This is a genomic window from Streptomyces sp. NPDC088794, from assembly GCF_044750545.1.
GTDB lineage: Bacteria > Actinomycetota > Actinomycetes > Streptomycetales > Streptomycetaceae > Streptomyces.
Genome location: NZ_JBIVKB010000001.1, coordinates 714,893 through 739,014, shown reverse-complemented (window position 1 = coordinate 739,014; position 24,122 = coordinate 714,893). Strand labels below are relative to the sequence as shown.

The 24,122-nt window shown below is 70.7% G+C and carries 20 protein-coding genes and 1 riboswitch; of the genes, 17 read left to right on the top strand and 3 right to left on the bottom strand.

Translation table 11 applies throughout. The annotated features are described in order from the left end of the window. Positions 1-58 precede the first annotated feature (58 nt). From ACIP6U_RS03375 to ACIP6U_RS03335, 9 genes are all read left to right on the top strand, one after another. Positions 59-1,126: a polyprenyl synthetase family protein gene (locus ACIP6U_RS03375; RefSeq protein WP_401712201.1), complete on the top strand. Its 1,068-nt coding sequence runs from the start codon at positions 59-61 to the stop codon at positions 1,124-1,126. Positions 1,127-1,245: 119 nt separating this feature from the next. Continuing rightward, positions 1,246-3,252: a squalene--hopene cyclase gene (shc, locus tag ACIP6U_RS03370; RefSeq protein WP_401712198.1), complete on the top strand. Its 2,007-nt coding sequence runs from the start codon at positions 1,246-1,248 to the stop codon at positions 3,250-3,252. Next, positions 3,252-3,893, top strand: coding sequence for a 1-hydroxy-2-methyl-2-butenyl 4-diphosphate reductase (locus ACIP6U_RS03365; protein WP_401712195.1), 642 nt, complete (start codon positions 3,252-3,254; stop codon positions 3,891-3,893). The genes shc and ACIP6U_RS03365 overlap by 1 nt, the downstream gene beginning before the upstream one ends. Before the next feature lie 5 nt (positions 3,894-3,898). After that, a complete protein-coding gene (gene hpnH / locus ACIP6U_RS03360; protein WP_401712908.1) occupies positions 3,899-4,921 on the top strand; it encodes an adenosyl-hopene transferase HpnH in 1,023 nt (340 codons plus the stop codon). Between the two features lie 4 nt (positions 4,922-4,925). Further along, the gene (gene ispG / locus ACIP6U_RS03355; RefSeq protein WP_401712192.1) at positions 4,926-6,083 is read left to right on the top strand and encodes a flavodoxin-dependent (E)-4-hydroxy-3-methylbut-2-enyl-diphosphate synthase; all 1,158 of its coding nucleotides are present in this window, start codon (positions 4,926-4,928) and stop codon (positions 6,081-6,083) included. Positions 6,084-6,110: 27 nt separating this feature from the next. Beyond that, the gene (gene dxs, locus ACIP6U_RS03350; RefSeq protein WP_401712189.1) at positions 6,111-8,015 is read left to right on the top strand and encodes a 1-deoxy-D-xylulose-5-phosphate synthase; all 1,905 of its coding nucleotides are present in this window, start codon (positions 6,111-6,113) and stop codon (positions 8,013-8,015) included. After that, complete coding sequence (locus tag ACIP6U_RS03345; protein WP_401712186.1) at positions 8,012-9,397, top strand: aspartate aminotransferase family protein; 1,386 nt, start codon at positions 8,012-8,014, stop codon at positions 9,395-9,397. The genes dxs and ACIP6U_RS03345 overlap by 4 nt, the downstream gene beginning before the upstream one ends. Before the next feature lie 86 nt (positions 9,398-9,483). Further along, complete coding sequence (locus ACIP6U_RS03340; protein ID WP_401712183.1) at positions 9,484-10,107, top strand: helix-turn-helix domain-containing protein; 624 nt, start codon at positions 9,484-9,486, stop codon at positions 10,105-10,107. Continuing rightward, positions 10,104-10,229: a DUF6126 family protein gene (locus ACIP6U_RS03335; protein WP_124002036.1), complete on the top strand. Its 126-nt coding sequence runs from the start codon at positions 10,104-10,106 to the stop codon at positions 10,227-10,229. Before ACIP6U_RS03340 ends, ACIP6U_RS03335 begins: the two co-directional genes overlap by 4 nt. Positions 10,230-10,259: 30 nt before the next feature. Here the strand turns inward: ACIP6U_RS03335 and ACIP6U_RS03330 are convergent, their stop codons facing one another. Continuing rightward, positions 10,260-11,057 carry a tyrosine-protein phosphatase gene (locus ACIP6U_RS03330; RefSeq protein ID WP_401712180.1) on the bottom strand — a complete coding sequence of 266 codons (798 nt, stop codon included), beginning with the start codon at positions 11,055-11,057 and terminating at the stop codon, positions 10,260-10,262. 179 nt (positions 11,058-11,236) lie between these two features. Here ACIP6U_RS03330 and ACIP6U_RS03325 point away from each other — a divergent pair, with 179 nt between their 5' ends. The 3 genes from ACIP6U_RS03325 (at position 11,237) to ACIP6U_RS03315 (ending at position 15,813) form a co-directional block, all read left to right on the top strand. Continuing rightward, the gene (locus ACIP6U_RS03325) at positions 11,237-13,315 is read left to right on the top strand and encodes an alpha-galactosidase (RefSeq protein ID WP_401712177.1); all 2,079 of its coding nucleotides are present in this window, start codon (positions 11,237-11,239) and stop codon (positions 13,313-13,315) included. A gap of 306 nt (positions 13,316-13,621) precedes the next feature. Then, positions 13,622-13,791: riboswitch (cyclic di-AMP (ydaO/yuaA leader) on the top strand. A 4-nt stretch (positions 13,792-13,795) separates the two neighbouring features. Beyond that, positions 13,796-14,761, top strand: a complete 966-nt coding sequence (locus ACIP6U_RS03320; protein WP_401712174.1) for a peptidoglycan DD-metalloendopeptidase family protein — start codon at positions 13,796-13,798, stop codon at positions 14,759-14,761. 266 nt (positions 14,762-15,027) lie between these two features. Beyond that, a complete protein-coding gene (locus ACIP6U_RS03315) occupies positions 15,028-15,813 on the top strand; it encodes an SGNH/GDSL hydrolase family protein (protein ID WP_401712171.1) in 786 nt (261 codons plus the stop codon). Between the two features lie 102 nt (positions 15,814-15,915). Here ACIP6U_RS03315 and ACIP6U_RS03310 read toward each other — a convergent pair whose 3' ends face one another. Together ACIP6U_RS03310 and ACIP6U_RS03305 are read right to left on the bottom strand one after the other, a co-directional pair. Then, positions 15,916-16,536: a TetR/AcrR family transcriptional regulator gene (locus ACIP6U_RS03310; RefSeq protein WP_401712169.1), complete on the bottom strand. Its 621-nt coding sequence runs from the start codon at positions 16,534-16,536 to the stop codon at positions 15,916-15,918. Positions 16,537-16,650: 114 nt separating this feature from the next. Continuing rightward, positions 16,651-17,829: a Glu/Leu/Phe/Val dehydrogenase dimerization domain-containing protein gene (locus ACIP6U_RS03305; protein WP_401712166.1), complete on the bottom strand. Its 1,179-nt coding sequence runs from the start codon at positions 17,827-17,829 to the stop codon at positions 16,651-16,653. 266 nt (positions 17,830-18,095) lie between these two features. Here ACIP6U_RS03305 and ACIP6U_RS03300 point away from each other — a divergent pair, with 266 nt between their 5' ends. From ACIP6U_RS03300 to ACIP6U_RS03280, 5 genes are all read left to right on the top strand, one after another. Further along, the gene (locus ACIP6U_RS03300) at positions 18,096-19,292 is read left to right on the top strand and encodes an MBL fold metallo-hydrolase (RefSeq protein ID WP_401712163.1); all 1,197 of its coding nucleotides are present in this window, start codon (positions 18,096-18,098) and stop codon (positions 19,290-19,292) included. A gap of 185 nt (positions 19,293-19,477) precedes the next feature. Next, entirely contained in the window at positions 19,478-20,326 is an 849-nt protein-coding gene (locus ACIP6U_RS03295; RefSeq protein ID WP_401712160.1) for a YhjD/YihY/BrkB family envelope integrity protein, read from the top strand. Positions 20,327-20,405: 79 nt separating this feature from the next. Further along, positions 20,406-21,239, top strand: coding sequence for a DUF1206 domain-containing protein (locus tag ACIP6U_RS03290; RefSeq protein ID WP_401712157.1), 834 nt, complete (start codon positions 20,406-20,408; stop codon positions 21,237-21,239). 60 nt (positions 21,240-21,299) lie between these two features. Then, positions 21,300-21,587 (top strand): hypothetical protein, encoded by a 288-nt coding sequence (locus tag ACIP6U_RS03285; RefSeq protein WP_401712154.1) that lies wholly within the window; start codon positions 21,300-21,302, stop codon positions 21,585-21,587. Between the two features lie 387 nt (positions 21,588-21,974). Then, a complete protein-coding gene (locus ACIP6U_RS03280) occupies positions 21,975-24,104 on the top strand; it encodes an ATP-binding protein (RefSeq protein WP_401712151.1) in 2,130 nt (709 codons plus the stop codon). The last annotated feature ends 18 nt before the right edge of the window (positions 24,105-24,122 follow it).

Sequence of the window (24,122 nt, the reverse complement as noted above, 5' to 3'; positions counted from 1 at the left end):
CGATCAGCAGGCGGCAGGCGACCCCCGCACCTCCGGTACCGCAACAAGAGGAGAGACTGTGCCCACTGTGCCCCCGGCCTCGACGGCTGCCGACGCGGTGGACGTGACCGCGCTCCTGGAGCGCGGCCGGACCCTGGCCACACCGGTACTGCGGGCGGCCATCGACCGCCTGGCCCCTCCCATGGACACCGTTTCCGCCTACCACTTCGGCTGGATCGACGCCGACGGCAACCCCGCGCACGGCGACGGCGGCAAGGCCGTACGTCCCGCCCTCGCGGTGCTGTCGGCCGAGGTCACCGGCGCCGCGCCCGAGGTCGGCATCCCCGGCGCGGTCGCCGTCGAGCTGGTCCACAACTTCTCGCTGCTGCACGACGACCTGATGGACGGCGACGAACAGCGCCGCCACCGTGACACCGTCTGGAAGGTGCACGGCCCCGCCCAGGCGATCCTGGTCGGCGACGCCCTGTTCGCCCTCGCCAACGAGGTGCTGCTGGAGCTCGGCACCGCCGAGGCCGGCCGCGCCGCCCGCCGCCTGACCACCGCCACCCGCGCCCTCATCGACGGACAGGCCCAGGACATCTCCTACGAGCACCGCGACCGCGTCAGCGTCGAGGAGTGCCTGGAGATGGAGGGCAACAAGACCGGTGCCCTGCTCGCCTGCGCCTCCTCGGTCGGCGCGGTGCTCGGCGGCGCGGACGACCGCACCGCCGACACGCTGGAGAAGTACGGTCACCACCTCGGCCTGGCCTTCCAGGCCGTGGACGACCTCCTCGGCATCTGGGGCGACCCGGTCTCGACCGGCAAGCAGGCCTGGAGCGACCTGCGCCAGCGCAAGAAGTCCCTGCCGGTCGTGGCCGCGCTCGCGGCGGGCGGTCCCGCCTCCGAGCGGCTCGGCGAGATGCTCGCCGCGGACGCCAAGAGCAGCGACTTCGAGAACTTCTCCGAGGAGGAGTTCGCGGCCCGCGCCGACCTCATCGAGAAGGCGGGCGGTCGCGAATGGACGGCCGAGGAAGCACGCCGTCAGCACACCACCGCCATCGAAGCCCTGGACGCCATCGACATGCCCGACCGGGTGCGGGCACAGTTCGCGGCGCTCGCCGACTTCGTCGTCGTACGAAAGAGATGATCACTATCGGTCGAATAACCCTCGCGTAGTCGCCGACCGGTGCCCTGGGCACCACCCGCGCACCGGCCGACGGCGGACCCACAGCAGCACGATTTGAACGACTGCACGAAGGGGAAGCCATGACAGCGACGACCGACGGAAGCACCGGGGCCATGCCGCCCCGCGCTGCCGCGGCCCGCGAAACCGACAGCACGACCCCCGTGGCGGCGGGGGGACCGGACACCGCCGTACGGGCCGTACAACGCGCCACCGACTACCTGCTGTCGCGGCAGGACCCCCAGGGTTGGTGGAAGGGCGACCTGGAGACGAACGTCACCATGGACGCCGAGGACCTGCTCCTGCGTCAGTTCCTGGGGATCCGCGACGAGGAGACCACGCGCGCCGCGGGCCTGTTCATCCGCGGCGAGCAGCGCGAGGACGGCACCTGGGCCTCGTTCTACGGCGGCCCTGGCGAACTCTCCACCACCATCGAGGCGTACGTCGCCCTGCGGCTGGCCGGCGACGCGCCGGACGCCCCGCACATGGCGAAGGCCTCGGCGTGGATCCGCGGCCGGGGCGGCGTGGCCTCGGCCCGGGTCTTCACCCGGATCTGGCTCGCCCTGTTCGGCTGGTGGAAGTGGGAGGACCTGCCCGAACTCCCGCCGGAGCTCATCTTCTTCCCCAAGTGGGTCCCGCTCAACATCTACGACTTCGGGTGCTGGGCGCGGCAGACCATCGTCCCGCTCACCGTCGTCTCCGCGAAGCGGCCGGTACGGCCCGCGCCGTTCGCGCTGGACGAGCTGCACACCGACCCCGCCCGGCCGAATCCGCCCAAGCCCCTTGCCCCGGCGGTGAGTTGGGACGGTGCCTTCCAGCGGCTGGACAAGGCGCTGCACCAACTACGCAAGGTCGCGCCGCGCCGGTTGCGGCGGGCGGCCATGAACTCCGCCGCCCGCTGGATCGTCGAGCGGCAGGAGAACGACGGCGCCTGGGGCGGCATCCAGCCGCCGGCGGTGTACTCGGTGATCGCGCTGTCGCTGCTCGGCTACGACCTCGAACACCCGGTCATGCGCGAGGGGTTGGCGTCCCTGGACCGGTTCGCCGTCTGGCGCGAGGACGGGGCCCGGATGATCGAGGCCTGCCAGTCGCCGGTGTGGGACACCTGCCTCGCCACCATCGCGCTGGTCGACGCGGGCGTGCCCGCCGACCATCCGCAACTCGTCAGAGCGGCGGACTGGATGCTCGGTGAGGAGATCGTCAGACCGGGCGACTGGGCCGTGAAGCGACCCCAACTGCCGCCGGGCGGCTGGGCGTTCGAGTTCCACAACGACAACTACCCCGACATCGACGACACCGCCGAGGTCGTCCTCGCGCTGCGCCGGGTCCGGCATCACGACCCGGAGCGGGTGGAGAAGGCGATCGGGCGGGGGGTGCGCTGGAACCTCGGGATGCAGTCGAAGAACGGGGGCTGGGGCGCCTTCGACGTCGACAACACCAGCCCGTTCCCCAACCGGCTGCCGTTCTGCGACTTCGGTGAGGTCATCGATCCGCCGTCGTCCGACGTGACGGCGCACGTGGTGGAGATGCTGGCCGTCGAGGGGCTCTCGCACGATCCGCGCACCCGGCGCGGCATCGAGTGGCTGCTCACCGAACAGGAGCCGGACGGCTCGTGGTTCGGGCGCTGGGGCGTCAACTACATCTACGGCACCGGGTCGGTCGTACCCGCCCTCGCCGCCGCGGGCCTGCCCGGCTCGCACCCGGCGATCCGCCGGGCGGTGAGCTGGCTGGAGTCGGTCCAGAACGACGACGGCGGCTGGGGCGAGGACCTGCGGTCCTACGACGACGCGAAGAAGTGGAGCGGGCGCGGCGCCTCCACCCCCTCGCAGACGGCCTGGGCGCTGATGGCCCTGCTGGCGGCCGGAGAGCACGACTCCAAGGCCGTCGAGCGCGGGGTGGAGTGGCTCGCCGTCACCCAGTTGGAGGACGGCTCCTGGGACGAGCCCTACTTCACCGGGACCGGCTTCCCGGGGGACTTCTCCATCAACTACCACCTCTACCGGCAGGTGTTCCCGCTCACCGCCCTCGGCCGGTACGTGCACGGGGAGCCCTTCGCGAAGAAACCCTTCCCAGAGGTCGAGGGGGGCTGATGAGCACACCGTCCGCACCGGCTCCGCTGGTGATCGCCTGCGCTCTCGGCATCGAGAGCCTCGCCCTGCGCAGCCGCGACCACCGCGGGGCCGACGGGCCGGTCACCGTCCTGCGCACGGGCATGGGACCGGAGGCCGCCGAGGCCTCCACCACCCGGATGCTGGCCCAGCCGGAGCTCGCGGGGGCCGCCGTCCTCGCCACGGGCTTCTGTGCGGGGCTGGCACCGGGGATGCACCCCGGCGACCTGGTCGTCGCCGAGGAGACCTGGCACTCGCGCGGGAACGTCCCGTGCGTCGGAACCGACCTGCTGGTCAAGGAGCTCATGCGCGCCGTGCCCGGGCGCACGGTCCACACCGGACCGCTCACCGGCTCCGATCACGTCATCCGCGGTCACGAACGGTCGGAGTTGCTCGCGACCGGCGCAATCGCGGTCGACATGGAGTCCGCGGCGACGCTCCTGAGCGCCGTCCGCACCGGTGAGCGCCCTGTTGCGGCCGTACGGGTGGTCGTGGACGCTCCTGAACATGAACTCGTCCGGATCGGCACGGTGCGCGGTGGAATATCAGCTTTCCGCGTCCTTCGTTCCGTACTTCCAGCTTTCTTCGAATGGCACCGTTCTTTGCTGCTCCCCAGGAGGTGAGCCAGATGGCCATGCCGCTGCGTCAGTCCATCAAGGTCGCTACATACTTGGCCGAACAGAAGCTCCGTAAGCGGGACAAGTTCCCGTTGATCGTGGAGCTCGAACCTCTCTTCGCGTGCAACCTGAAGTGCGAGGGCTGCGGCAAGATCCAGCACCCGGCCGGAGTGCTCAAGCAGCGCATGCCGGTCGCCCAGGCCGTCGGGGCGGTGCTGGAGTCCGGTGCGCCAATGGTGTCCATCGCGGGCGGCGAGCCCCTGATGCACCCTCAGATCGACGAGATCGTGCGGCAGTTGGTGGCGAAGAAGAAGTACGTCTTCCTCTGCACCAACGCCATGCTGCTGCGCAAGAAGATGGACAAGTTCACGCCCTCGCCCTACTTCGCGTTCGCCGTGCACATCGACGGACTGCGTGAGCGCCACGACGAGTCGGTGGCGAAGGAGGGTGTGTTCGACGAGGCGGTGGCGGCGATCAAGGAGGCCAAGAAGCGCGGCTTCCGGGTCACCACCAACTCGACCTTCTTCAACACCGACACCCCGCAGACCATCATCGAGGTGCTCAACTTCCTCAACGACGACCTCAAGGTCGACGAGATGATGATCTCGCCCGCGTACGCCTACGAGAAGGCGCCCGACCAGGAGCACTTCCTGGGCGTGGAGCAGACCCGGGAGCTGTTCAAGAAGGCCTTCTCGGGCGGCAACCGCAAGAAGTGGCGGCTCAACCACTCCCCGCTCTTCCTGGACTTCCTGGAGGGCAAGGTCGACTTCCCGTGCACCGCGTGGGCGATCCCGAACTACTCGCTCTTCGGCTGGCAGCGCCCCTGCTACCTGATGAGCGACGGGTACGTGCCCACGTACCGCGAACTCATCGAGGAGACCGACTGGGACAAGTACGGCCGCGGCAAGGACCCGCGCTGCGCCAACTGCATGGCGCACTGCGGCTACGAGCCCACCGCCGTCCTCGCCACCATGGGGTCCCTGAAGGAGTCGCTGCGCGCCATGCGCGAGACGGTCTCCGGAAACCGGGAGTAGCACGATGACCGCCATCTCCTTGGGAGTCCCCGAGGTACCGGCCCGGCCGATCGCCGAGCGGCGCGTGTCGCGGCAGATCCATGTCGGGCCGGTGGCGGTCGGGGGCGGCGCCCCGGTGTCGGTGCAGTCGATGACGACGACCCGCACCTCGGACATCGGCGCCACTCTCCAGCAGATCGCCGAACTCACCGCGTCCGGCTGCCAGATCGTGCGCGTCGCCTGTCCCACGCAGGACGACGCGGACGCGCTGGCGACGATCGCCCGCAAGTCGCAGATCCCGGTGATCGCGGACATCCACTTCCAGCCGAAGTACGTGTTCGCGGCGATCGAGGCGGGCTGCGCGGCCGTTCGCGTCAATCCCGGCAACATCAAGCAGTTCGACGACAAGGTGAAGGAGATCGCGCGGGCCGCGAAGGAGCACGGCACGCCGATCCGGATCGGCGTCAACGCCGGATCGCTCGACAAGCGGCTGCTGCAGAAGTACGGCAAGGCGACGCCGGAAGCACTCGTCGAGAGCGCGCTGTGGGAGGCGTCGCTCTTCGAGGAGCACGGCTTCCGGGACATCAAGATCTCGGTCAAGCACAACGACCCGGTCGTGATGATCGAGGCCTACCGGCAGCTCGCCGCGCAGAGCGACTACCCGCTGCACCTCGGCGTGACGGAGGCGGGCCCGTCCTTCCAGGGCACGATCAAGTCGGCCGTCGCCTTCGGCGCGCTGCTCAGCCAGGGCATCGGCGACACCATCCGGGTGTCGCTGTCGGCGCCGCCCGCCGAGGAGGTCAAGGTCGGCCTCCAGATCCTGGAGTCGCTCAATCTCAAGCAGCGGCGGCTGGAGATCGTCTCCTGCCCGTCCTGCGGGCGCGCCCAGGTCGACGTCTACAAGCTGGCCGACGAGGTCACGGCCGGCCTGGAGGGCATGGAAGTCCCGTTGCGGGTCGCCGTCATGGGGTGCGTGGTCAACGGACCCGGTGAGGCGCGCGAGGCGGACCTGGGGGTCGCCTCCGGCAACGGCAAGGGGCAGATCTTCGTCAAGGGCGAGGTCATCAAGACCGTGCCCGAGTCGAAGATCGTGGAGACCCTCATCGAGGAAGCGATGAAGATCGCCGAACAGATGGAGCAGGACGGCGTCGCGTCGGGGGAGCCGGCCGTCACCGTGAGCTGAACAGCACGGACCGAAGGGGGCCCGAGCGTGACGATTCTGGAGAGCATCCGGGGACCACGCGACCTTAAGGCGCTGTCCGAGGCGGAACTCGGTGAACTGTCCGAAGAGATCAGGGAGTTCCTGGTGCACGCGGTGGCCAGGACCGGAGGTCATCTCGGGCCCAATCTGGGGGTGGTGGAACTCTCCATCGCCCTCCACCGGGTCTTCGAGTCGCCGGTGGACCGCATCGTGTGGGACACCGGTCACCAGAGCTATGTGCACAAGCTGCTGACAGGCCGTCAGGACTTCTCGAAGCTGCGCGGCAAGGGGGGCCTGTCCGGCTACCCCTCGCGCGAGGAGTCCGAGCACGACATCGTCGAGAACAGCCACGCGTCCACCGCGCTCGGCTGGGCCGACGGGCTCGCCAAGGCCCGTCAGGTGCAGGGGGAGAAGGGCCACGTCGTCGCGGTGATCGGCGACGGCGCGCTCACCGGCGGGATGGCGTGGGAGGCGCTGAACAACATCGCGGCCGCCAAGGACCGGCCACTGATCATCGTCGTCAACGACAACGAGCGCTCCTACGCGCCCACCATCGGCGGCCTCGCCAACCACCTGGCCACCCTGCGCACCACCGACAGCTACGAGAAGGTGCTCGCCTGGGGCAAGGACGTCCTCCTGCGCACCCCCGTCGTCGGCAACACCCTCTACGAGTCGCTGCACGGCGCGAAGAAGGGCTTCAAGGACGCGTTCGCGCCGCAGGGCATGTTCGAGGACCTGGGCCTGAAGTACGTCGGTCCGATCGACGGGCACGACCTCGGGGCCGTCGAGTCGGCGCTGCGCCGGGCGAAACGGTTCCACGGGCCGGTGCTCGTGCACTGCCTCACGGAGAAGGGGCGCGGCTACGAACCCGCCCTCGCCCACGAGGAGGACCACTTCCACACCGTCGGCGTGATGGACCCGCTCACCTGCGAGCCGCTCACGCCCTCCAACGGGCCTTCCTGGACCTCGGTGTTCGGCGACGAGATCCTCGCGATCGGCGAGGAGCGGGACGACGTCGTGGCGATCACCGCGGCCATGCTGCACCCGGTGGGGCTCGGCAAGTTCGCCGCGCGCTTCCCGGACCGGGTGTGGGACGTCGGCATCGCCGAGCAGCACGCGGCGGTGTCCGCGGCCGGCCTGGCGACGGGCGGGCTCCATCCGGTCGTCGCCGTCTACGCCACCTTCCTCAACCGTGCCTTCGACCAGCTCCTGATGGACGTGGCCCTGCACCGCTGCGGGGTCACCTTCGTCCTGGACCGGGCCGGCGTCACGGGCGTCGACGGGGCCTCGCACAACGGCATGTGGGACATGTCGATCCTCCAGGTCGTGCCCGGCCTCAGAATCGCCGCCCCGCGCGACGCCGACCAACTCCGCGCCCAACTGCGCGAGGCCGTCGCCGTGGACGACGCGCCGACGCTGATCCGCTTCCCCAAGGAGTCGGTGGGCCCGCGGATCCCGGCGGTGGACCGGATCGGCGGCATCGACGTCCTGCACCGGGGCGAGCGGCCGGACGTGCTGCTGGTGGCCGTCGGCGTGATGGCGCCCGTCTGCCTCCAGGCGGCCGAGCTGCTGTCGGCCCGCGGCATCAACTGCACGGTCGTGGACCCCCGTTGGGTCAAACCCGTCGACCCGGCGCTCCCGGGCCTCGCCGCCGAACACCGTCTGGTGGCCGTCGTCGAGGACAACAGCCGGGCCTCCGGCGTCGGCGCGGCGGTGGCGCTCGCGCTGGGCGACGCCGAAGTCGACGTCCCCGTACGGCGGTTCGGCATCCCGGAACAGTTCCTCGCGCACGCCAAGCGCGGTGAGGTGCTGGCCGACATCGGCCTCACGCCGGTCGAGGTGGCGGGACGGATCGGCGCGAGTCTGGCCGCCAAGGAGCAGCTGGACGGCCCAGTCAAGGAGAAAGCTGAATGACCAAGGAGTTCGACCTCGCCGCGCTGCTGGCCGAGCGCGGAGCCGAGCGCTACGAGCTGCACGGCAAGTACCTGAACCACCAACTGCCGCGCATGCTGCACACGATCGGCTTCGACAAGGTCTACGAGCGCGGCGAGGGCGCCTACTTCTGGGACGCGGACGGCAACGACTACCTGGACATGCTGGCCGGGTTCGGGGTGATGGGCCTGGGGCGCCACCACCCCGTCGTCCGCAAGGCGCTGCACGACGTCCTCGACGCCGACCTCGCCGACCTCACGCGCTTCGACTGCCAGCCGCTGCCCGGGCTGCTCGCCGAGAAGCTGCTGTCCCACAGCCCGCACCTGGACCGCGTGTTCTTCGGCAACAGCGGCACGGAGGCCGTCGAGACCGCGCTGAAGTTCGCCCGGTACGCCACCGGGAAGCCCAGGGTCCTGTACTGCGACCACGCCTTCCACGGCCTGACCACCGGCTCCCTGTCGGTCAACGGCGAGGACGGCTTCCGGGACGGCTTCGCCCCGCTGCTGCCCGACACGGCGGTGCCGCTCGGTGATCTCGACGCCCTGGCCCGGGAGTTGAAGAAGGGCGACGTCGCCGCGCTGGTCGTCGAGCCGATCCAGGGCAAGGGCGTGCACGAGGCCCCGCCCGGCTATCTGCGGGCCGCCCAGGAGCTGTTGCGTCAGCACAAGGCGCTGCTCATCGCCGACGAGGTGCAGACCGGCCTCGGCCGCACCGGCGACTTCTACGCCTACCAGCACGAGGAGGGCGTCGAGCCGGACCTGGTCTGCGTGGCCAAGGCCCTCTCGGGCGGCTATGTGCCCGTCGGGGCCACCCTCGGCAAGGACTGGATCTTCAAGAAGGTCTACTCGTCGATGGACCGCGTGCTGGTCCACTCGGCGAGCTTCGGGTCCAACGCGCAGGCCATGGCGGCGGGCCTCGCCGTGCTGTCCGTCATGGAGAACGAGCAGATCATCGCCAACGCCCGGGTGACCGGGGACCTGTTGAGGACGCGGCTCGCGGCGCTGATCGACAAGTACGAGCTGCTCGCCGACGTGCGCGGCCGGGGCCTGATGATCGGCATCGAGTTCGGCCGGCCCAAGTCGCTGAAGCTGCGCGGCCGTTGGACGATGTTGCAGGCCGCGCGCAAGGGCCTGTTCGCGCAGATGGTCGTCGTACCGCTCCTGCAACGGCACCGGATCCTCACCCAGGTCTCCGGCGACCACCTGGAGGTGATCAAGCTGATCCCGCCGCTGGTCGTCGGTGAGCGGGAGGTGGACCGGTTCGTGGACGCCTTCACGGCCGTGATGGACGACGCGCACAGCGGTGGCGGGCTGATGTGGGACTTCAGCAAGACGCTGGTGAAGCAGGCGGTCGCCAACCGCTAGCGGGCGTCGCTCGCGGCGGGGCTGCGGGTTTTGTCTCTGAGGCAAGAAATTTGCCCCAGAGACAAGCCTGCGGCTGAATGGAGAGCATGAGCTCTCCCGAGACGGAGCCGGCGGACGGGCCGGACGAGATCCTGCCCGTCGTCGCTCCACAGCTGCGCGCCCTGCGCCGCCGTGCCTCCCTCACGCTGGAGGCGGCGGGCCGCGCCGCCGGGCTGTCGCCGGCCCACCTCTCCCGACTGGAGACCGGGCAGCGCCAGCCTTCGCTGCCGATGCTGCTCGCCCTCGCCCGTATCTACGGTACGACGGTCTCGGAGCTGCTCGGCGAGACGGTCGCCGACCGGGACTCCGTCGTGCGCGCCGCCGACATGGAACCGACCGCGGCCGGCGGCTGGACCTACTGGCCGGCCGGCGCGCCCGGCCGCGGCATGCAGGCCCTGCGCGTCCATGTGCCGCACGGCTCGCAGGGCGACATCGTGCGCGTGCATCCCGGCGAGGAGTGGCTCTACGTCCTCAAGGGCCGGCTGCGGCTGCGCCTCGGGGACACCGCGCACCTCCTCGCCCCCGGCGACAGCGCGCACTTCGACTCCCTCACCCCGCACCGGATCGCGGCCCAGGACCCCGACGGGGTCGAGCTGCTGTTCGTCCACACCCTGCTGCAGAGCCCCACGGCCACGCTGTGCCTGGGCCCCATCACCGGAGAGACGCCATGAGAGACATGGAAGACAAGATCCCGCGCGCGTTGTGGGTGCGGCTGCTCATCTACATCGCCGCCGGGCACGTGTTCGCGGCGTTCCTGTTCCTGCTGTTCGAGGTCGGCGCGGGCGCCAAGTAGTGCCGACCGTCGGCCGGTTGGCCGCCGTGGTCAGTCGAGCAGGCGCTCGCGCAGCCGCTCCCGGATCTCAGGGGTGACGCCCAGGCCCTGCTCCAGGTAGGTGTCGACGTCGCCCCACGTCTCCTCGATGGTGTCGAAGGCCGCCGCCAGATACTCGGCGCGCGCCTCGAAGAGGGGGCTGAGCAGCTCCATGACCTCGGGGGAGTACGCGGACTCGGCACCGCTGCTGCGGCGCACCTTGTAGCGGCGGTGCTTCGCGTTCGACTCCAGGTAGTCGGCGATGATCGCCTCGCGTTCGACGCCCAGGGCGAGCAGCGTCACGGCTATGGACAGGCCCGCGCGGTCCTTGCCCGCCGCGCAGTGCATCAGCGCGGGCACGCTGTCCTCGGCGAGCGCGTGCAGTACGCGTGCGTGCTCGGCGGTGCGGCCCTTGATGATCGTGCGGTAGGAGCTGATCATCCGGTTCGCGGCCTTGCCGTCGCCGAGGATCTCGCGCAGCTGCTCGATCTCGCCGTCCCGGACCATCGTCCAGAAGTCGGCGCCGTGGGCCGGGTCGGTGAGCGGGAGGTTCACGTTCAGCACACCCGGCAGCTCGACGTCCGGGCCCTCCAGCTTCTGGTCGGCCGCGTTGCGGAAGTCGAAGATCGTGTGCAGCCCCAGGGACGAGAGGAACACCGCGTCCTCCGCGGTCGCGTGCGCCAGATGCCCGCTGCGGAACAGCACTCCCTGCCGCACCCGCCGTCCGTCCACCGTCGGCAGCCCGCCCACATCGCGGAAATTGCGGACTCCGGTCAGCTCGGGCTCGGTCGACGGGATCTGCTGCGTCACGGGGGCTCCTCCCAGTCCACCCGGCCGGCGCGGCTCGGCATGATGGCCGACGGGGTGCGTCTTCGACGATACGACACAGGTTCCGGGGGCAATGAGTTGTCCACAGGCGTTGCCTCGGGCGGCACGACCATTGATGATGTTGGTCCTTGGTCGCGTCTGTTGGGAAGTGTGGGAGCTTGATGCTGGAGATCGCCGACAACGGTCGTACGTGGCTCCTCTCGGGGCCGCTGAGCAGTTACGCCGTCCATCTCACCGAGGACGACGTCCTGCTGCATCTGCACTGGGGCCCCCGGATCGAGCTCGCCGACGCCGAGGCGCTGGCCGCGCTTCCGCAGCCCGAGTACCGGGGCTTCGAGTCGCAGCTCGACGGGCGCGAGGAGTACCCCGTCGAGGGCGGCCCGCGCTTCGTCCGGCCCGCCCTGTCGGTGCGCACCGAGGAGCGGCGCGGCACGGAGTGGCGGTTCGAGGCGTACGAGTCCGAAGAGGGCGAGGACGGCGAACTGCGGCTGCGCTTCCGGGACGACGGGCTCGCCATCACCCTGCACTACCGGATGCGGCACGACGTCGTGGAGCGCTGGGTGACCCTCGACAACGAGGGGCCGGTCGTGGAGCTGCTGCGCGCGGACTCGGCGACCTGGACGCTGCCCGACCGCGAGGGCTGGCGGCTGTCGCACCTGCACGGCCGGTGGGCGGCGGAGTCACAGCTGGCCTCGGTACCGCTCACCTACGGCGAGAAGGTCATCGGCAGCCGCCGCGGCCACACCAGCCACCAGCACCTGCCCTGGGTCGCCCTGGACACCGACGCGACCGAGGAGCGCGGTGAGGTGTACGGCTGCGCGCTCGGGTGGTCGGGCTCCTGGCGGATCGCGGTGGCGCAACTCCCCGACGCGCGCGTGCAGATCAACGGTGGCGTCGGGTACGACGAATCCGGGCTGCTGCGTCTCGCGGCGGGGGAGTCCTTCACCACCCCTGTCTTCGCCGGTCTGTGGAGCGACGGAGGCTTCGGCGGCGCGAGCCGTGCCTGGCACGCCTACCAGCGGACGTACGTCATCCCGGACGCGGACCGGGACCGGCCCGTGCTGTTCAACTCCTGGGAGGCCACCGAGTTCGACATCTCCGAGGAGCAGCAGGGCGCCCTCGCCCGGCAGGCCGCGGCGATCGGTGTCGAGCTGTTCGTGGTCGACGACGGCTGGTTCGGCAAGCGTGTCAACGACCGGGCCGGACTCGGCGACTGGACGCCCAACCCCGACCGCTTCCCCGGGGGCCTGAAGCCGCTCGCCGACGAGGTGCACGCGCTCGGCATGCAGTTCGGCATCTGGGTCGAGCCCGAGATGGTCAACGCGGACAGCGACCTGTACCGCGCGCACCCCGACTGGGTGCAGTTCCAACCGGGACGAAAGCGGACGGAGTTCCGCAATCAGCTCGTACTCAACCTGGCCCGGCCGGACGTCCAGGAGTACCTCTGGGAGAAGCTCGACGCCATCCTCTCCAGCGCCCCGATCGACTACGTCAAGTGGGACTTCAACCGCTGCTTCACCGACGCCGGCTGGCCCGGCGAGGCGTATCCGCAGCGGCTGTGGATCGACCATGTGCACGCGCTGTACGCCCTGTTGGACCGGCTGCGGGCGGCGCACCCGGGAGTCTCCTTCGAGTCCTGCTCGGGCGGCGGCGGGCGGATCGACCTCGGGATCATCAGTCGCACGGACGAGGTGTGGACCTCCGACAACACCGACCCGCTCGACCGGCTCGCCATCCAGCACGGCTTCACCCAGATCCACCCCGCGCGCGTGATGGCCGCCTGGGTCACCGACAGCCCCAACACCCAGCTCAACGACCGGGTCAGCTCGCTGCGCTTCCGGTTCGTGAGCTCCATGGCGGGCGTGCTGGGCGTCGGCGGCGACCTCACCCGGTGGACCGAGGAGGAGCTGGCCGAGGCGGGCGACTGGGTCGCCCTGTACAAGGAGATCCGGCGCCTCGTGCAGCAGGGTGACCTCTACCGGCTGCGGGCCCCGCAGGGCGGGCTCAGTGCCGTCCAGTACGTACTCGGGGACGAGTCCGTGGTCCTCGCCTGGCTCCAGGCGCAGAGCTACGGCGAGCCCGTGCCCGCGCTGCGGCTGCGCGGGCTGGACCCGACAGCATCGTACGAATGCCTCGAAACGGGCGAAGTTCACAGGGGTGCCGTACTGCTGCATCACGGACTTCGGACCGGACTGCGCGGCGACTTCGATGCGACGGTTCTCCGGCTCCGTCGCATCTGACTCTTCTGTCCGAATTGGCGCCTTGGTTCGCCTTCGTTCCAACTCGCTCTGGAATAAGGCGGACTGGGGTGGCGTCACGTGAGGAGCGTCATATCCGTGACCGTGCGTGGTTCTGCATGTCCACGTAATGCACGTGCTTTTCAAGGGTGTTTGTGCCTGGTGGCGGGTCCTTAATTCACGCAGGGTGACCGTGAATTCTCACAAGGGATCAAGAGAAACGTATTCACAGGGAACCTCTACTTGTTCCTTCGCGTCCTGGTCGCTTACGTTCGCCACCAATCCGGACGGACGCCCAATCCTGCCGCCGACCGGAGTCCGCACAACTCACCCGTGAACGGCAGGAGCGGGGGACCCACAGGTACAACCGCCTGTTCCGGTCTCCGGAAGAGGCTTGGGGTAAAGCCGTGCCGAAAAGCACGGCCGGGCATCTCCAGCTCGCACCCGACAGCTCACCTCGCAGGCGCCGGAGAGGAATTCGTCATGCCCGCGAAGGGTAAGCACCGCCGCCCCAAGTCCCAGCGCCTGACCCGCACCATCGCCGTCGCCGGCACCGGGGGCGCCGCGCTCGCCCTCCCGCTCATGGGGGCCACCGGCGCCCACGCGGCCACCTCGGAATCGGCTTCCCAGGCGGTTTCGGAAAAGGCCGTCCAGTCGCTTCCGGATGTCGAGAAGACGTCGGTCCAGCAGAAGTCGACGGCACAGAAGTCGGCCAAGAAGAGCACAGCCAACACCCAAGGTGTGCGCACCTATTCGGTGCGGTCCGGCGACTGGCTCGCGAAGATCGCCGACGAGGAGAACGTCACCGGCGGCTGGCAGAAGCTCTACTCGGACAACCGTGCGGCCGTAGGCGACGACCCGTCGCTCATTCATCCCGGTCTGAAGCTCACGCTCGGCAAGAAGGCCGCGACCGGCACCACCGAGTCCGCGCCCTCTTCCTCGTCGTCCTCCTCGTCTTCCTCGAAGAGTTCCTCCTCGGACAGCCAGGCCTCCTCGAACTCGACGAGCACGCAGTCCGCCGACTCCGCCACCAGCTCCAGCGGCTACACCCTCCCGGTCAGCGGCGCCACCATCGGCACCGGCTACCGCGTCGCCGGCAGCATGTGGTCCAGCGGCTATCACACCGGCGTCGACTTCGTCGTTCCGACCGGCACCTCGCTCAAGGCCGTGGCCGCGGGCACGGTCGTCTCCGCGGGCTGGGGCGGCGCGTACGGCAACCAGGTCGTCATCAAGCTGAACGACGGCTACTACGCCCAGTACGCCCACCTCTCGCAGCTCTCCGTCTCGGCCGGCCAGACCGTGACCGAGGGCCAGCAGATAGGCCTCTCCGGCGCGACCGGCAACGTGACCGGACCGCACCTGCACTTCGAGATCCGTACGACCCCCGACTACGGCTCCGACGTCGACCCGGTCGCGTACCTCCGTACGAAGGGCGTCGCCGTCGGCTGACGCACCTCCCGCACCACCTGCCTGACACGCTGCCGAAGGCCGGATCCCGATCCCCGGGTCCGGCCTTCGGTGTGACGTGGTGCCGCCTTCGGCAGGGCGTTCCAGCCGTCAACAGCCGTGGCCGGAAAGCTATTCCTGGTTTGGTGAACACTTTAGGAGTGGCTTATCTCACCGCACGTCAACCCTTTCCTACGGTCGCGTAGGTCACATTCGAAGGTGAATCATGTTCGCTTGTGGCAGACGATTCGAAGAGTGACAGCAGATCAGTGATCGGGTCGTACGTTGCGGTGGGGGACAGCTTCACCGAAGGCGTCGGCGACCCCGGCCCCGACGGGGCGATGGTCGGTTGGGCCGACCGGTTCGCGGTACTGCTCGCGGACCGGGAGCCCGAGGGCCACTTCACGTACAACAACCTCGCCGTACGCGGAAAGCTGCTCGACCAGATCGTGGCGGACCAGCTTCCGCAGGCCCTCGAACTCGCCCCGGACCTGATCTCCTTCAGCGCGGGCGGCAACGACATCATCCGGCCCGGCACCGACCCCGACGAGGTCGCCGAGCGTTTCGAGCTGGCGATCGCCCGGCTCACCGAGTCGGCCGGCACCGTCCTGGTGACGACCGGCTTCGACACCCGAGGCGTCCCCGTGCTGAAGCATCTGCGCGGCAAGATCGCCACCTACAACGGACATGTGCGCGCGGTCGCCGACCGGTACGGCTGTCCCGTGCTCGACCTGTGGTCCCTGAAGACCGTCCAGGACCGCCGGGCCTGGGACGACGACCGGCTGCACCTCTCGCCCGAGGGTCACACGCGTGTGGCGCTGCGCGCGGGCCAGGTGCTCGGTCTCGAGGTGCCGGCCGACCCGGACCAGGCCTGGCCCCCGCTGCCACCCCGCGGCACCCTGGAGGTCCGGCGGGACGACGTGCACTGGGCGCGCGAGTACCTGGTGCCGTGGATCGGGCGGCGGCTGCGCGGCGAGTCGTCGGGCGACCACGTCACGGCGAAGGGCGCGCTGTCCCCGGACGACATCAAGTCGCGGATCGCCCGGGTGGCCTGAACGATGCCAGCGGTGCGGGCCGTGCCGACCTGAAACGGCGCGGCCCACACCGCTGGAGTATGGAGATGGCCGGCCCCGAAGCATGGGGTGACCGGGTGGCTTTCATCGCTCCGAAGCGGTCAACGCCTCCTGCGCGAGACCCAGTTCACGGGCCACCGCCTCGTCCACCCACTCCTGCGCCCGTGCGCGCGGCACCGCGCCGGGGTACGACGTCAGCTGGACGGCGAGCCCGTCGAGCAGGGCCGTCAGGCGCAGGGCCGTGCCGTGCGGGTCGGGGCACCGGAACTCGCCGGCGGCGACGCCCTCCGCGATGACCTCGGCGAGCGCGGCCTTCCACTGCCGGTCCAGGTCCCGGGTGACCTCCCGCAGCGCGGGCTCGCGCAGGGCCGCCGCCCAGCCCTCGATCCACAGCCGCCAGCCCTTGGCCGGGCCGGTCGGCGCGTACCAGCGCACCGCCGAACGCAGTCGACGCAGCGCCGTCGTCCGGCGGCCGAGCAGCTTGCGCAGATGGGCGAGATCGTCCTCGGCGGCGTACGTGAACGCGGCGGCGACCAGCTTCTCCTTCGTGGAGAAGTGATAGAGCACCAGCGCGTTGCTCACGCCGAGCACCGCGGCCACGTCGGCGATCCTCACCGCCGCCACGCCCCGTACCTCGATCTGCTCGATGGCGGCCCGCAGCAACTCCTCGCGCCGCTCGGCCACGCTCAACCGCACTCTCGCCACCCGGTCACCCTATTCCGTTCGCGCAGGACGTTGTCTCCTCGGTGTCGGACCCGGCCCCAACGGGCGACATCGCCGCACCGGTTCGGCACTCACCGCCTACGGGCGGCGAGTTGGTCAGCGGTACCAGCCGAACCGCTCGGCGATCACCGGCAGCCGGTCCGCGACGATGGCGTGGGCGGCGGCCCGCGGGGTCGTGCCGTCGTCCTCCGCGCGGGCCAGCGTCAGGTCGATCAGGGCGCGCATGGAGCGGCGCATGTGCGCGAACGCCTCGTCGGCGTCCGGACCGATGTCGCCGAACAGGGTCCACCACCACCAGGCGTTCGTCCCGGAGTTGACGACCACGTCGGGCAGCACCGTCACCCCGCGCGCGGCCAGCAGCTGCTCCGCCGCCGGCAGGACGGGCATGTTGGCGGCCTCGACGATCCAACGGGCGTTGATCCGCCCCTGGTTCGCCGTGTCGATCGCGTACGAGACGGCCGCCGGCACCAGCACCTCCGCCTCGGCGGACAGCCAGGCGTCGCCGGGCAGTTCGCGGTCGGCCGGGCGCAACACGGAGCGGTCCACGGTGCCGTACGCGTCCCGTGCGGCCAGCAGCGCCTCGACGTCGAGGCCGGCCGGGTTGGCGATCGTGCCCTTGATGTCGGCGACGGCGACGACGGCGAGCCCCGCGCGGGCGAGGAAGCGCGCCGTGGCGCCGCCCATGGTGCCCAGGCCCTGCACGGCGACCCGCGTGCCCGCGTACGGCACGCCCGCCCGGTCCAGGGCCGCCAGCGCCGACTCGGCGACCCCGCAGCCGCCGGCCAGTTCGTCGAGCCCGATGCCGTCCACCTCGACGGCGAACGCGTCCGCGAGCCGCCGCCGGGCCGCCACCTCGTCGTCCAGCAGCGGGTACACGGCCTGGATCGACGAGACGAGCCCCGCCTCGGTCGCCGCCCGGTCCACCAGGTCCTGGGTGAGACCGAGATCCTCGCCGGTGGTCCAGAAGTTCTCGATGTACGGCTTCATGGCACGCAGATAGCGCACCAGCAGGTCGTACGCCCCCGGGTCCTGGGGATCGCAGTCGATGCCGCCCTTGGCGCCGCCCAGGGGGATGTAGCGGCCCTCGGGGTCGTAGTGCAGGGCTTCCTTCATGGTCATCCCGCGGGCGAGCCCGGTGACCTCGTCGAGCGTGCAGTCCGCGCGCATGCGCAGCCCGCCGCTGCAGACGCCCCGAACCAGCCGGTCGACGACCAGGAAGCCCTGGCGGCCGGTGAGGTGGTCGGTCCAGGTGAGCGTCATCAGGGGGGCGGTCATGCGGTCTCCTCGGTGCTCACGGACGAGCGTCTACTGAATCGCTGGTCAGTATCTGGAGCCGGAGCGGTGCATGTCAACGCACGGGGCTGATCGTCGGTGGCGCGTCGGCCTGCGTAAATGTCCGCATACGGGACGTCATGACGTGGTTACGCTCCGCCGTACCTTTGGGTTTTCTTTGGAAACTTCGGGATGCGAAGCCGTCGGTCCGGTGTTGTCGGAGGGGCCGACCATAATGGAATGTCTCACCGTCTCCACCAGGAGGTACTGTGTCCGGTTTCCGTTCCCTGAGCTCCGGGCTCCGCGCGCTGCAGCCCGCGGCCTTCGGCGCGGACCCGAGTGGTGAGCGCCTCGCGCGCATCCGCAGATCGCCCCACTTCAAGGACGGGGTCTTCCAGAACCCCGGCGGCACCGCCCGGACCCGCCCCTCCGGCTCCATGGTCGACTTCGCGAAGGTCTTCTTCGACAAGGAGCAGCGCCCCCGCCGCGCCCCCACGGGCACGATCCCGGTGCACGCGACCACGCTGGCCGACATCGCCAAGCCGCCCGCCACCGGCCTGCGGCTGACCTGGATGGGGCACTCCAGCGTGCTCGCGGAGATCGACGGACACCGGGTGCTCTTCGACCCGGTGTGGGGCGAGCGCTGCTCCCCGTTCTCCTTCGCCGGACCCAAGCGGCTGCACCCCGCGCCGCTGCCGCTGGCCGCGCTCGGCCCGGTCGACGTCGTCGTCATCTCGCACGACCACTACGACCATCTCGACCTGCCCAGCATCAAGGCGCTGGCCGGCACGGACACCGTGTTCGCCGTCCCGCTCGGTGTCGGCTCCCACCTCGAACACTGGGGCGTCTCCGCCGACCGGCTGCGCGAGCTGGACTGGCACGAGTCGACGAGGATCGGCGGCCTCACCCTGACCGCCACACCGGCCCGGCACTTCTGCGGCCGGGGCCTGCGCAACACCCAGCACACGCTCTGGGCCTCCTGGTCCGTCGCCGGGGACGAGCACCGGATCTACCACAGCGGCGACACGGGCTACTTCGACGGCTTCAAGGAGATCGGCGCCCAGCACGGCCCGTTCGACGCCACGATGATCCAGATCGGCGCGTACTCCGACTTCTGGCCGGACATCCACATGACGCCCGAGGAGGGCATGCGCGCCCACCTCGACCTCCAGGGCGGCCGTCCGCACGGCGCGATGATGCCGATCCACTGGGGCACGTTCAACCTGGCCACGCACGCGTGGGCCGAGCCCGGCGAGTGGACGCTGGCGGCCGGCGAGGCGGTCGGGCAGCCGGTCGCCGTGCCCGTCCCGGGGCAGCCGTTCGAGCCCGGGGGAGAGCTTCCCGGGCGGCCGTGGTGGCGCGATGTGTCGCTGCCGCTCACGCGGGAGTGGCCGGTGCCGGAGCTCGCCCCGAACGTCGCCCACGGAGCCGAGGCCGAAGCGCTGGATCTCGTCGAGGAGAGCTGAGCCGAGCCGAGCGGCGTACGGAGAACAGGCGTACATGGAACGGGCTTTGGGGGAACGGCGGTCAGGAGAACGGCCGTTGGGAGGTCGGGCGGGGCGGAGGTGTCCCGGCGCCGCCGGCGCTTCGGCGAAAAATCGGGGTCGTCAGCAGGGCGCATGACACCGCGTTTGTGTGATAGTCGACCTCCATGCCGAAGAAGTCTCCCGAGGCCGCGGACAGCTCGTCCGCGTCGGTACGACTGCGCCGGGTGTTCCGTGACTCACCGGTCGAGCGCGGCTGGCAGCGCGGCCAAGAGATCGAACTGGCCTCCAGGGCGATGGGTTTCGCGGCGCTCGGATTCCTCACGCTGGTGCCCCTGCTGGTCGTCGTCTCCGCTGCCGATCCGGAACACGGGCGGGGCTTCGCCCAGTGGCTGGGGGACGGGCTCGGGGTGTCGGGGAAGGCCCGGGAGCAGGTCGGGGAGCTGTTCGCGCGGCCCGGCCAGGTGCTGCAGACCACGACCGCCTTCGGCCTCGCCGCCCTCGCCGTCTTCGGCCTGAGCTTCGGGGCGGCGGTGCAGACCGGGTACGAGAAGATCTGGGAACTGCCCTCGGCCCGCTGGTACGCCAGATGGCGCCAGGTGCTGTGGCTCGCCGTGCTCGTCGGGACCCTCTACCTCTCCGCGACCACCACGCTGTGGCGCCACTCGGCGGCCGGCACGCTGGCCGCGACGCTGAGCGCCGTCCTGTTCTTCGGCTGGTCGCAACGGATGCTGCTGGGCGGGCGGATCGCCTGGAGCGCGGTGCTTCCCGGCGCGGCGCTGACGGCGGTCGGGCTGCTCGGTCTCCGGGTCTTCTCCCGGCTCGTCTTCTCCCCGCTCATCGCGTCCAGTGCCGTCACCTACGGCCCCTTCGGAACCGCCCTGGTCGTCCAGTCCTGGCTGGTCGGGGTGGGTGTCGTCGTCTACGGCGGTGCGCTGGCCGGGCGTCTGGTGCACGAGGAACTCCCGCGCGTCGCCCAGGCCCTGGGACCCAGGGCGTGGCGACGGCGCCCCTGACACGCGCATCAGATTCCCCGGTCAGGGCACTCGACGGCGGTGGGCGCGACCGTGCGGCCACGGAATGGGGAGGGCAATCGTGACGTCGTCGCACACGCAAGGGCGCGGCCGGGCCGCGAAGTCCGCGGCCCGTTCGACCAAGAACGAGACGCTGACCGCGGCGGGCCGGGCGGGTTTCTCCGCGCGCGGAGTCGTCTACGTACTGATCGGGGCGCTGTCCATCCGGATCGCCGTCGGCAGCGGCGGTGGCCAGGCGGACCGGCAGGGCGCGCTGCACGAGATAGCGACCAAGCCCTTCGGCGAAGTGATGCTGTGGGCGCTGGTCGTCGGCTTCGGCGCCATGGCGCTGTGGCGCGCCTCCCGCGCGGTGCTCAGCAGGGGGCCCGACCACAAGGCCGCTTCGCGTGCGCTGGACGCCGGCCGGGCGGTCTTCTACGCCTTCGTCTGCTGGGGAACGGCCGTGTACGCCGCCGGTGGCGGACAGGGCTCCAGCAGCAACGAGCAGTCGAAGGACTGGACCTCGTCCGCGCTCAAGCTGCCGTTCGGCCAGGTGCTGGTGGGTGCCGCGGGCTGTGTACTGATCGGGGTCGGTGTGGTGCTGGCCGCCAGGGCGGCCATGCGGAAGTTCCTGCGCCGGCTGGACACCGGCAGCATGAGCCCGCGTACCAAGCAGGTCGTCACCGCGCTGGGTGTGGGCGGCGGCGTGGCACGTGGCACGGTGTTCGCCGCGGCCGGGATCTTCATTCTGGTGGCGGCCATCCAGTTCGACCCGGACGAGGCCAAGGGCGTGGACGCCACGCTCCGCAGCTTCGCCCAGACGCCGGCGGGGCCGTGGCTCCTGGTCGCCGTCGCGATCGGCCTGATCCTGTTCGGAGTCTTCTCGTTCGCCTCGGCCCGGTACCGTCGCCTGTGAATCCGCGGCCACAGCGGGCCGGCGAGGTTTCAACTCCCTTGACGGGGCCAGTCGGTGTACATGTCCAGACGCTACGGCGGAAGCCCCGCGGGGACGGTCATCGCCGTCATCGCGGATATCGCGGCACTGATTCTGATCCTGTGGATCGCCTTCTACCTGTTCGACGCCAACAAGGCCAACGACGTGGTCTCTTGGATCCACGACGCGGCGGACTGGCTGTCGGGCTGGTCGCACGACCTCTTCTCCATCGACTCGGACAACTGGCGCACGGTGGTCAACTACGGACTGCCCGCCCTCGTCTACCTGTTCATCGGTCACGCGGTGGCCGGGCGGGTCCGCCGCGCCTAGTCGACGAACACGCTCAGTAATGTTCGGGGGTTGACCGGCAGCGGTGTCGGAGAGCCCGAAACGGCTCCCCGGAGTCCATGAGTGAACAGAAAGCGGTACCCGGCGAGAGGGGGACGACGGTCGCCCCGGATTCTCGCCGGGTACCGCATGACCGCTTCTGAACAGCTCTGATCGATCCTTCGCCGCTTTTGTGCACGCACCCTCCTGGTTTATCGGTCTACCGTGCGACGCCTCATACCAGAGCGGGACCCTCGCCGTGGGACTTTGTCAACTGCCCACCGCACATGAAGCGTCCCCGACTACTGTCGGTGTCCGTTGCGCGACGGCGCATGCCCGAGCCGCGCAGCCCGCGCCCCTGGCACCCGACGGATCAGTACGAGGACACCGATGTCTCACCTCCGCGCACCGGCCGCACGCGCAGACCGCCGCGAGGGCGGACGGCACGGGCGGCCGGTCTCCCACACCGCTCCCGCACCGGCCGAGACGCACATACGGCCGCAGCTGCTGCGGCTCGCCGTGCTCCCACCCCTCGCGGTCGCCCTCAGCGCGTGCGCGGCCGTCCTGTTCACCGTCCGCTCCACCGGCGCCCAGACCGGAATCACGCTGTGGGGCGTCCTCGCCGGAGCCACCGCGGTCGCCCTCGCCGGCATCCTGATCGCGGCCGTGGCCGCCGACCGGGCCGCCAGGGCCGTGAACGACCGCATCGGCGCCCTGCGCCGCAGCAGCGCCCGCGGCGAGGCCGAACTGCGCGCCCTGGTCGAGGCGTTGCGCCGGGGCGAGGCCCTGCCCCAGCGCAGGCCGCGCAGCGGTCCCGCCGACGACGCCGACGACTTCGAACTGCTCGCCGCCGACCTGTCCCGCGCGCACGAGGGCGCCGTCAGCGCCGTCGTCCAGGCCGCCCAGCTCTCCAGCCAGGCGGGCAGCGAACAGAAGCTGGAGGTCTTCGTCAACCTCGCCCGGCGCCTGCAGTCGCTGGTGCACCGGGAGATCTCGATCCTGGACGAGCTGGAGAACGAGATCGAGGACCCCGACCTGCTCAAGGGCCTCTTCCACGTCGACCACCTCGCCACCCGCATCCGCCGCCACGCCGAGAACCTCGCCGTGCTCGGCGGCGCCAACTCCCGCCGCCAGTGGAGCCACCCCGTCTCCATGACCGAGGTGCTGCGCTCCGCCATCGCCGAGGTCGAGCAGTACTCCCGGGTCAAGCTCGTGCCGCCCATCGACGGCACCCTGCGCGGCCACGCCGTCGCCGACGTCATCCACCTGCTGGCCGAACTCGTCGAGAACGCCACCGTGTTCTCCGCCCCGCACACCCAGATCCTGCTGCGCGCCAACCTCGTGACCTCCGGACTCGCCGTCGAGGTCGAGGACCGCGGGCTCGGCATGCCCGTCGGCGAGCAGAAGAAGATGAACGCCCTGCTCGCCGACCCCGACCAGGTCAACGTCGCGAGCCTGCTGTCGGACGGCCGGATCGGCCTGTTCGTGGTCTCCCAACTCGCCAAGCGCCACGGCATCCACGTCCGGTTGCAGACCAACATCTACGGCGGAGTGCAGGCCGTACTCGTCGTGCCGCAAGGCCTGTTGGGCGGTACGCCCGGTGCGCCCGGAGTCTCCGCACCACTGCCCCAGGGCGCGCCCGGACCAGCCCTGCCGCAACAACCGCCTCAGCAACACGCCCACCCGCAGGCGCCGTCCGGCCCCACGGCGGGCGGTCCCGCGACCGCCGGACGGCACGCCGAACCCCCGCCCTCCGCACCGCGTCGGCCCCGGCACCGGGAGGGCACCCGGCCGACGGCTCCGCCGGCGAACGGCAGCCTGCCCGGCGCGCACCTGTCCGGCACCGGCCTCTCCCACGGCGGCGCCCTCGACGGCCGTACCGCCAACGGGCACTCGGCCGACGGCGGCGGACCGCCCCCGCTCCCCGTGCGCGGCGCCCATGAGGAGCGGCCCACCCCGGCGGAGGCCGTGCCCGGCATCGCGCCCGACGACCGGCGGCTCGTCGCGGACCGGGTGGCCGCACCGCCCACGCCCCGCACCGGACCCGTGCGCGGCACCATGGGCAAGCCCCAACTGCCCAGGCGCCGGGCGCAGGAGCACATCGTGCCCCAGCTGCGCGACGGCCCCGCGCCACGTCTGGACTCCGAGCACGTGGCCGGCCACGACCCGGGGCTGATGGCCGCCTTCCAGCGCGGCATCGGCCTGGCGGAGGCCCAACAGACCCTGGAGGCCGAGCAGTCGGAGGTCGAGCACATGGGGCCGGAGCGCAGGGCGTCCGAGGACTTCATGGAGCCGGCCTTCAGCGAGGCATCGCACACGTCCGGTCCGCTCTCCATGGACGTACCGCCCATGGACGTGTCACCGATGGCGCTGCCGCCCATGGACCTGGCACCCGTGGATCTCGCGCCCCTGGACGTGACCCCCATGGACCCGGCCCACATAGCCCAGGCGCGCCCCGCGTCCGCGCGGGGTGCCGAGCACCCGACCATCCGGCACGACGGGAGCGCGCCGGCCGGATGACCACCCCCCGATCCACCC

Bases quoted from the DNA above. Each gene is read 5' to 3' on its own strand.
- shc (WP_401712198.1), top strand. From the start codon at position 1,246: ATGACAGCGACGACCGACGGAAGCACCGGGGCCATGCCGCCCCGCGCT.
- ACIP6U_RS03365 (WP_401712195.1), top strand. From the start codon at position 3,252: ATGAGCACACCGTCCGCACCGGCTCCGCTGGTGATCGCCTGCGCTCTC.
- hpnH (WP_401712908.1), top strand. From the start codon at position 3,899: ATGGCCATGCCGCTGCGTCAGTCCATCAAGGTCGCTACATACTTGGCC.
- ispG (WP_401712192.1), top strand. From the start codon at position 4,926: ATGACCGCCATCTCCTTGGGAGTCCCCGAGGTACCGGCCCGGCCGATC.
- ACIP6U_RS03345 (WP_401712186.1), top strand. From the start codon at position 8,012: ATGACCAAGGAGTTCGACCTCGCCGCGCTGCTGGCCGAGCGCGGAGCC.
- ACIP6U_RS03340 (WP_401712183.1), top strand. From the start codon at position 9,484: ATGAGCTCTCCCGAGACGGAGCCGGCGGACGGGCCGGACGAGATCCTG.
- ACIP6U_RS03335 (WP_124002036.1), top strand. From the start codon at position 10,104: ATGAGAGACATGGAAGACAAGATCCCGCGCGCGTTGTGGGTGCGGCTG.
- ACIP6U_RS03325 (WP_401712177.1), top strand. From the start codon at position 11,237: ATGCTGGAGATCGCCGACAACGGTCGTACGTGGCTCCTCTCGGGGCCG.
- ACIP6U_RS03320 (WP_401712174.1), top strand. From the start codon at position 13,796: ATGCCCGCGAAGGGTAAGCACCGCCGCCCCAAGTCCCAGCGCCTGACC.
- ACIP6U_RS03305 (WP_401712166.1), bottom strand. From the start codon at position 17,829: ATGACCGCCCCCCTGATGACGCTCACCTGGACCGACCACCTCACCGGC.
- ACIP6U_RS03295 (WP_401712160.1), top strand. From the start codon at position 19,478: ATGCCGAAGAAGTCTCCCGAGGCCGCGGACAGCTCGTCCGCGTCGGTA.
- ACIP6U_RS03285 (WP_401712154.1), top strand. From the start codon at position 21,300: ATGTCCAGACGCTACGGCGGAAGCCCCGCGGGGACGGTCATCGCCGTC.
- ACIP6U_RS03280 (WP_401712151.1), top strand. From the start codon at position 21,975: ATGTCTCACCTCCGCGCACCGGCCGCACGCGCAGACCGCCGCGAGGGC.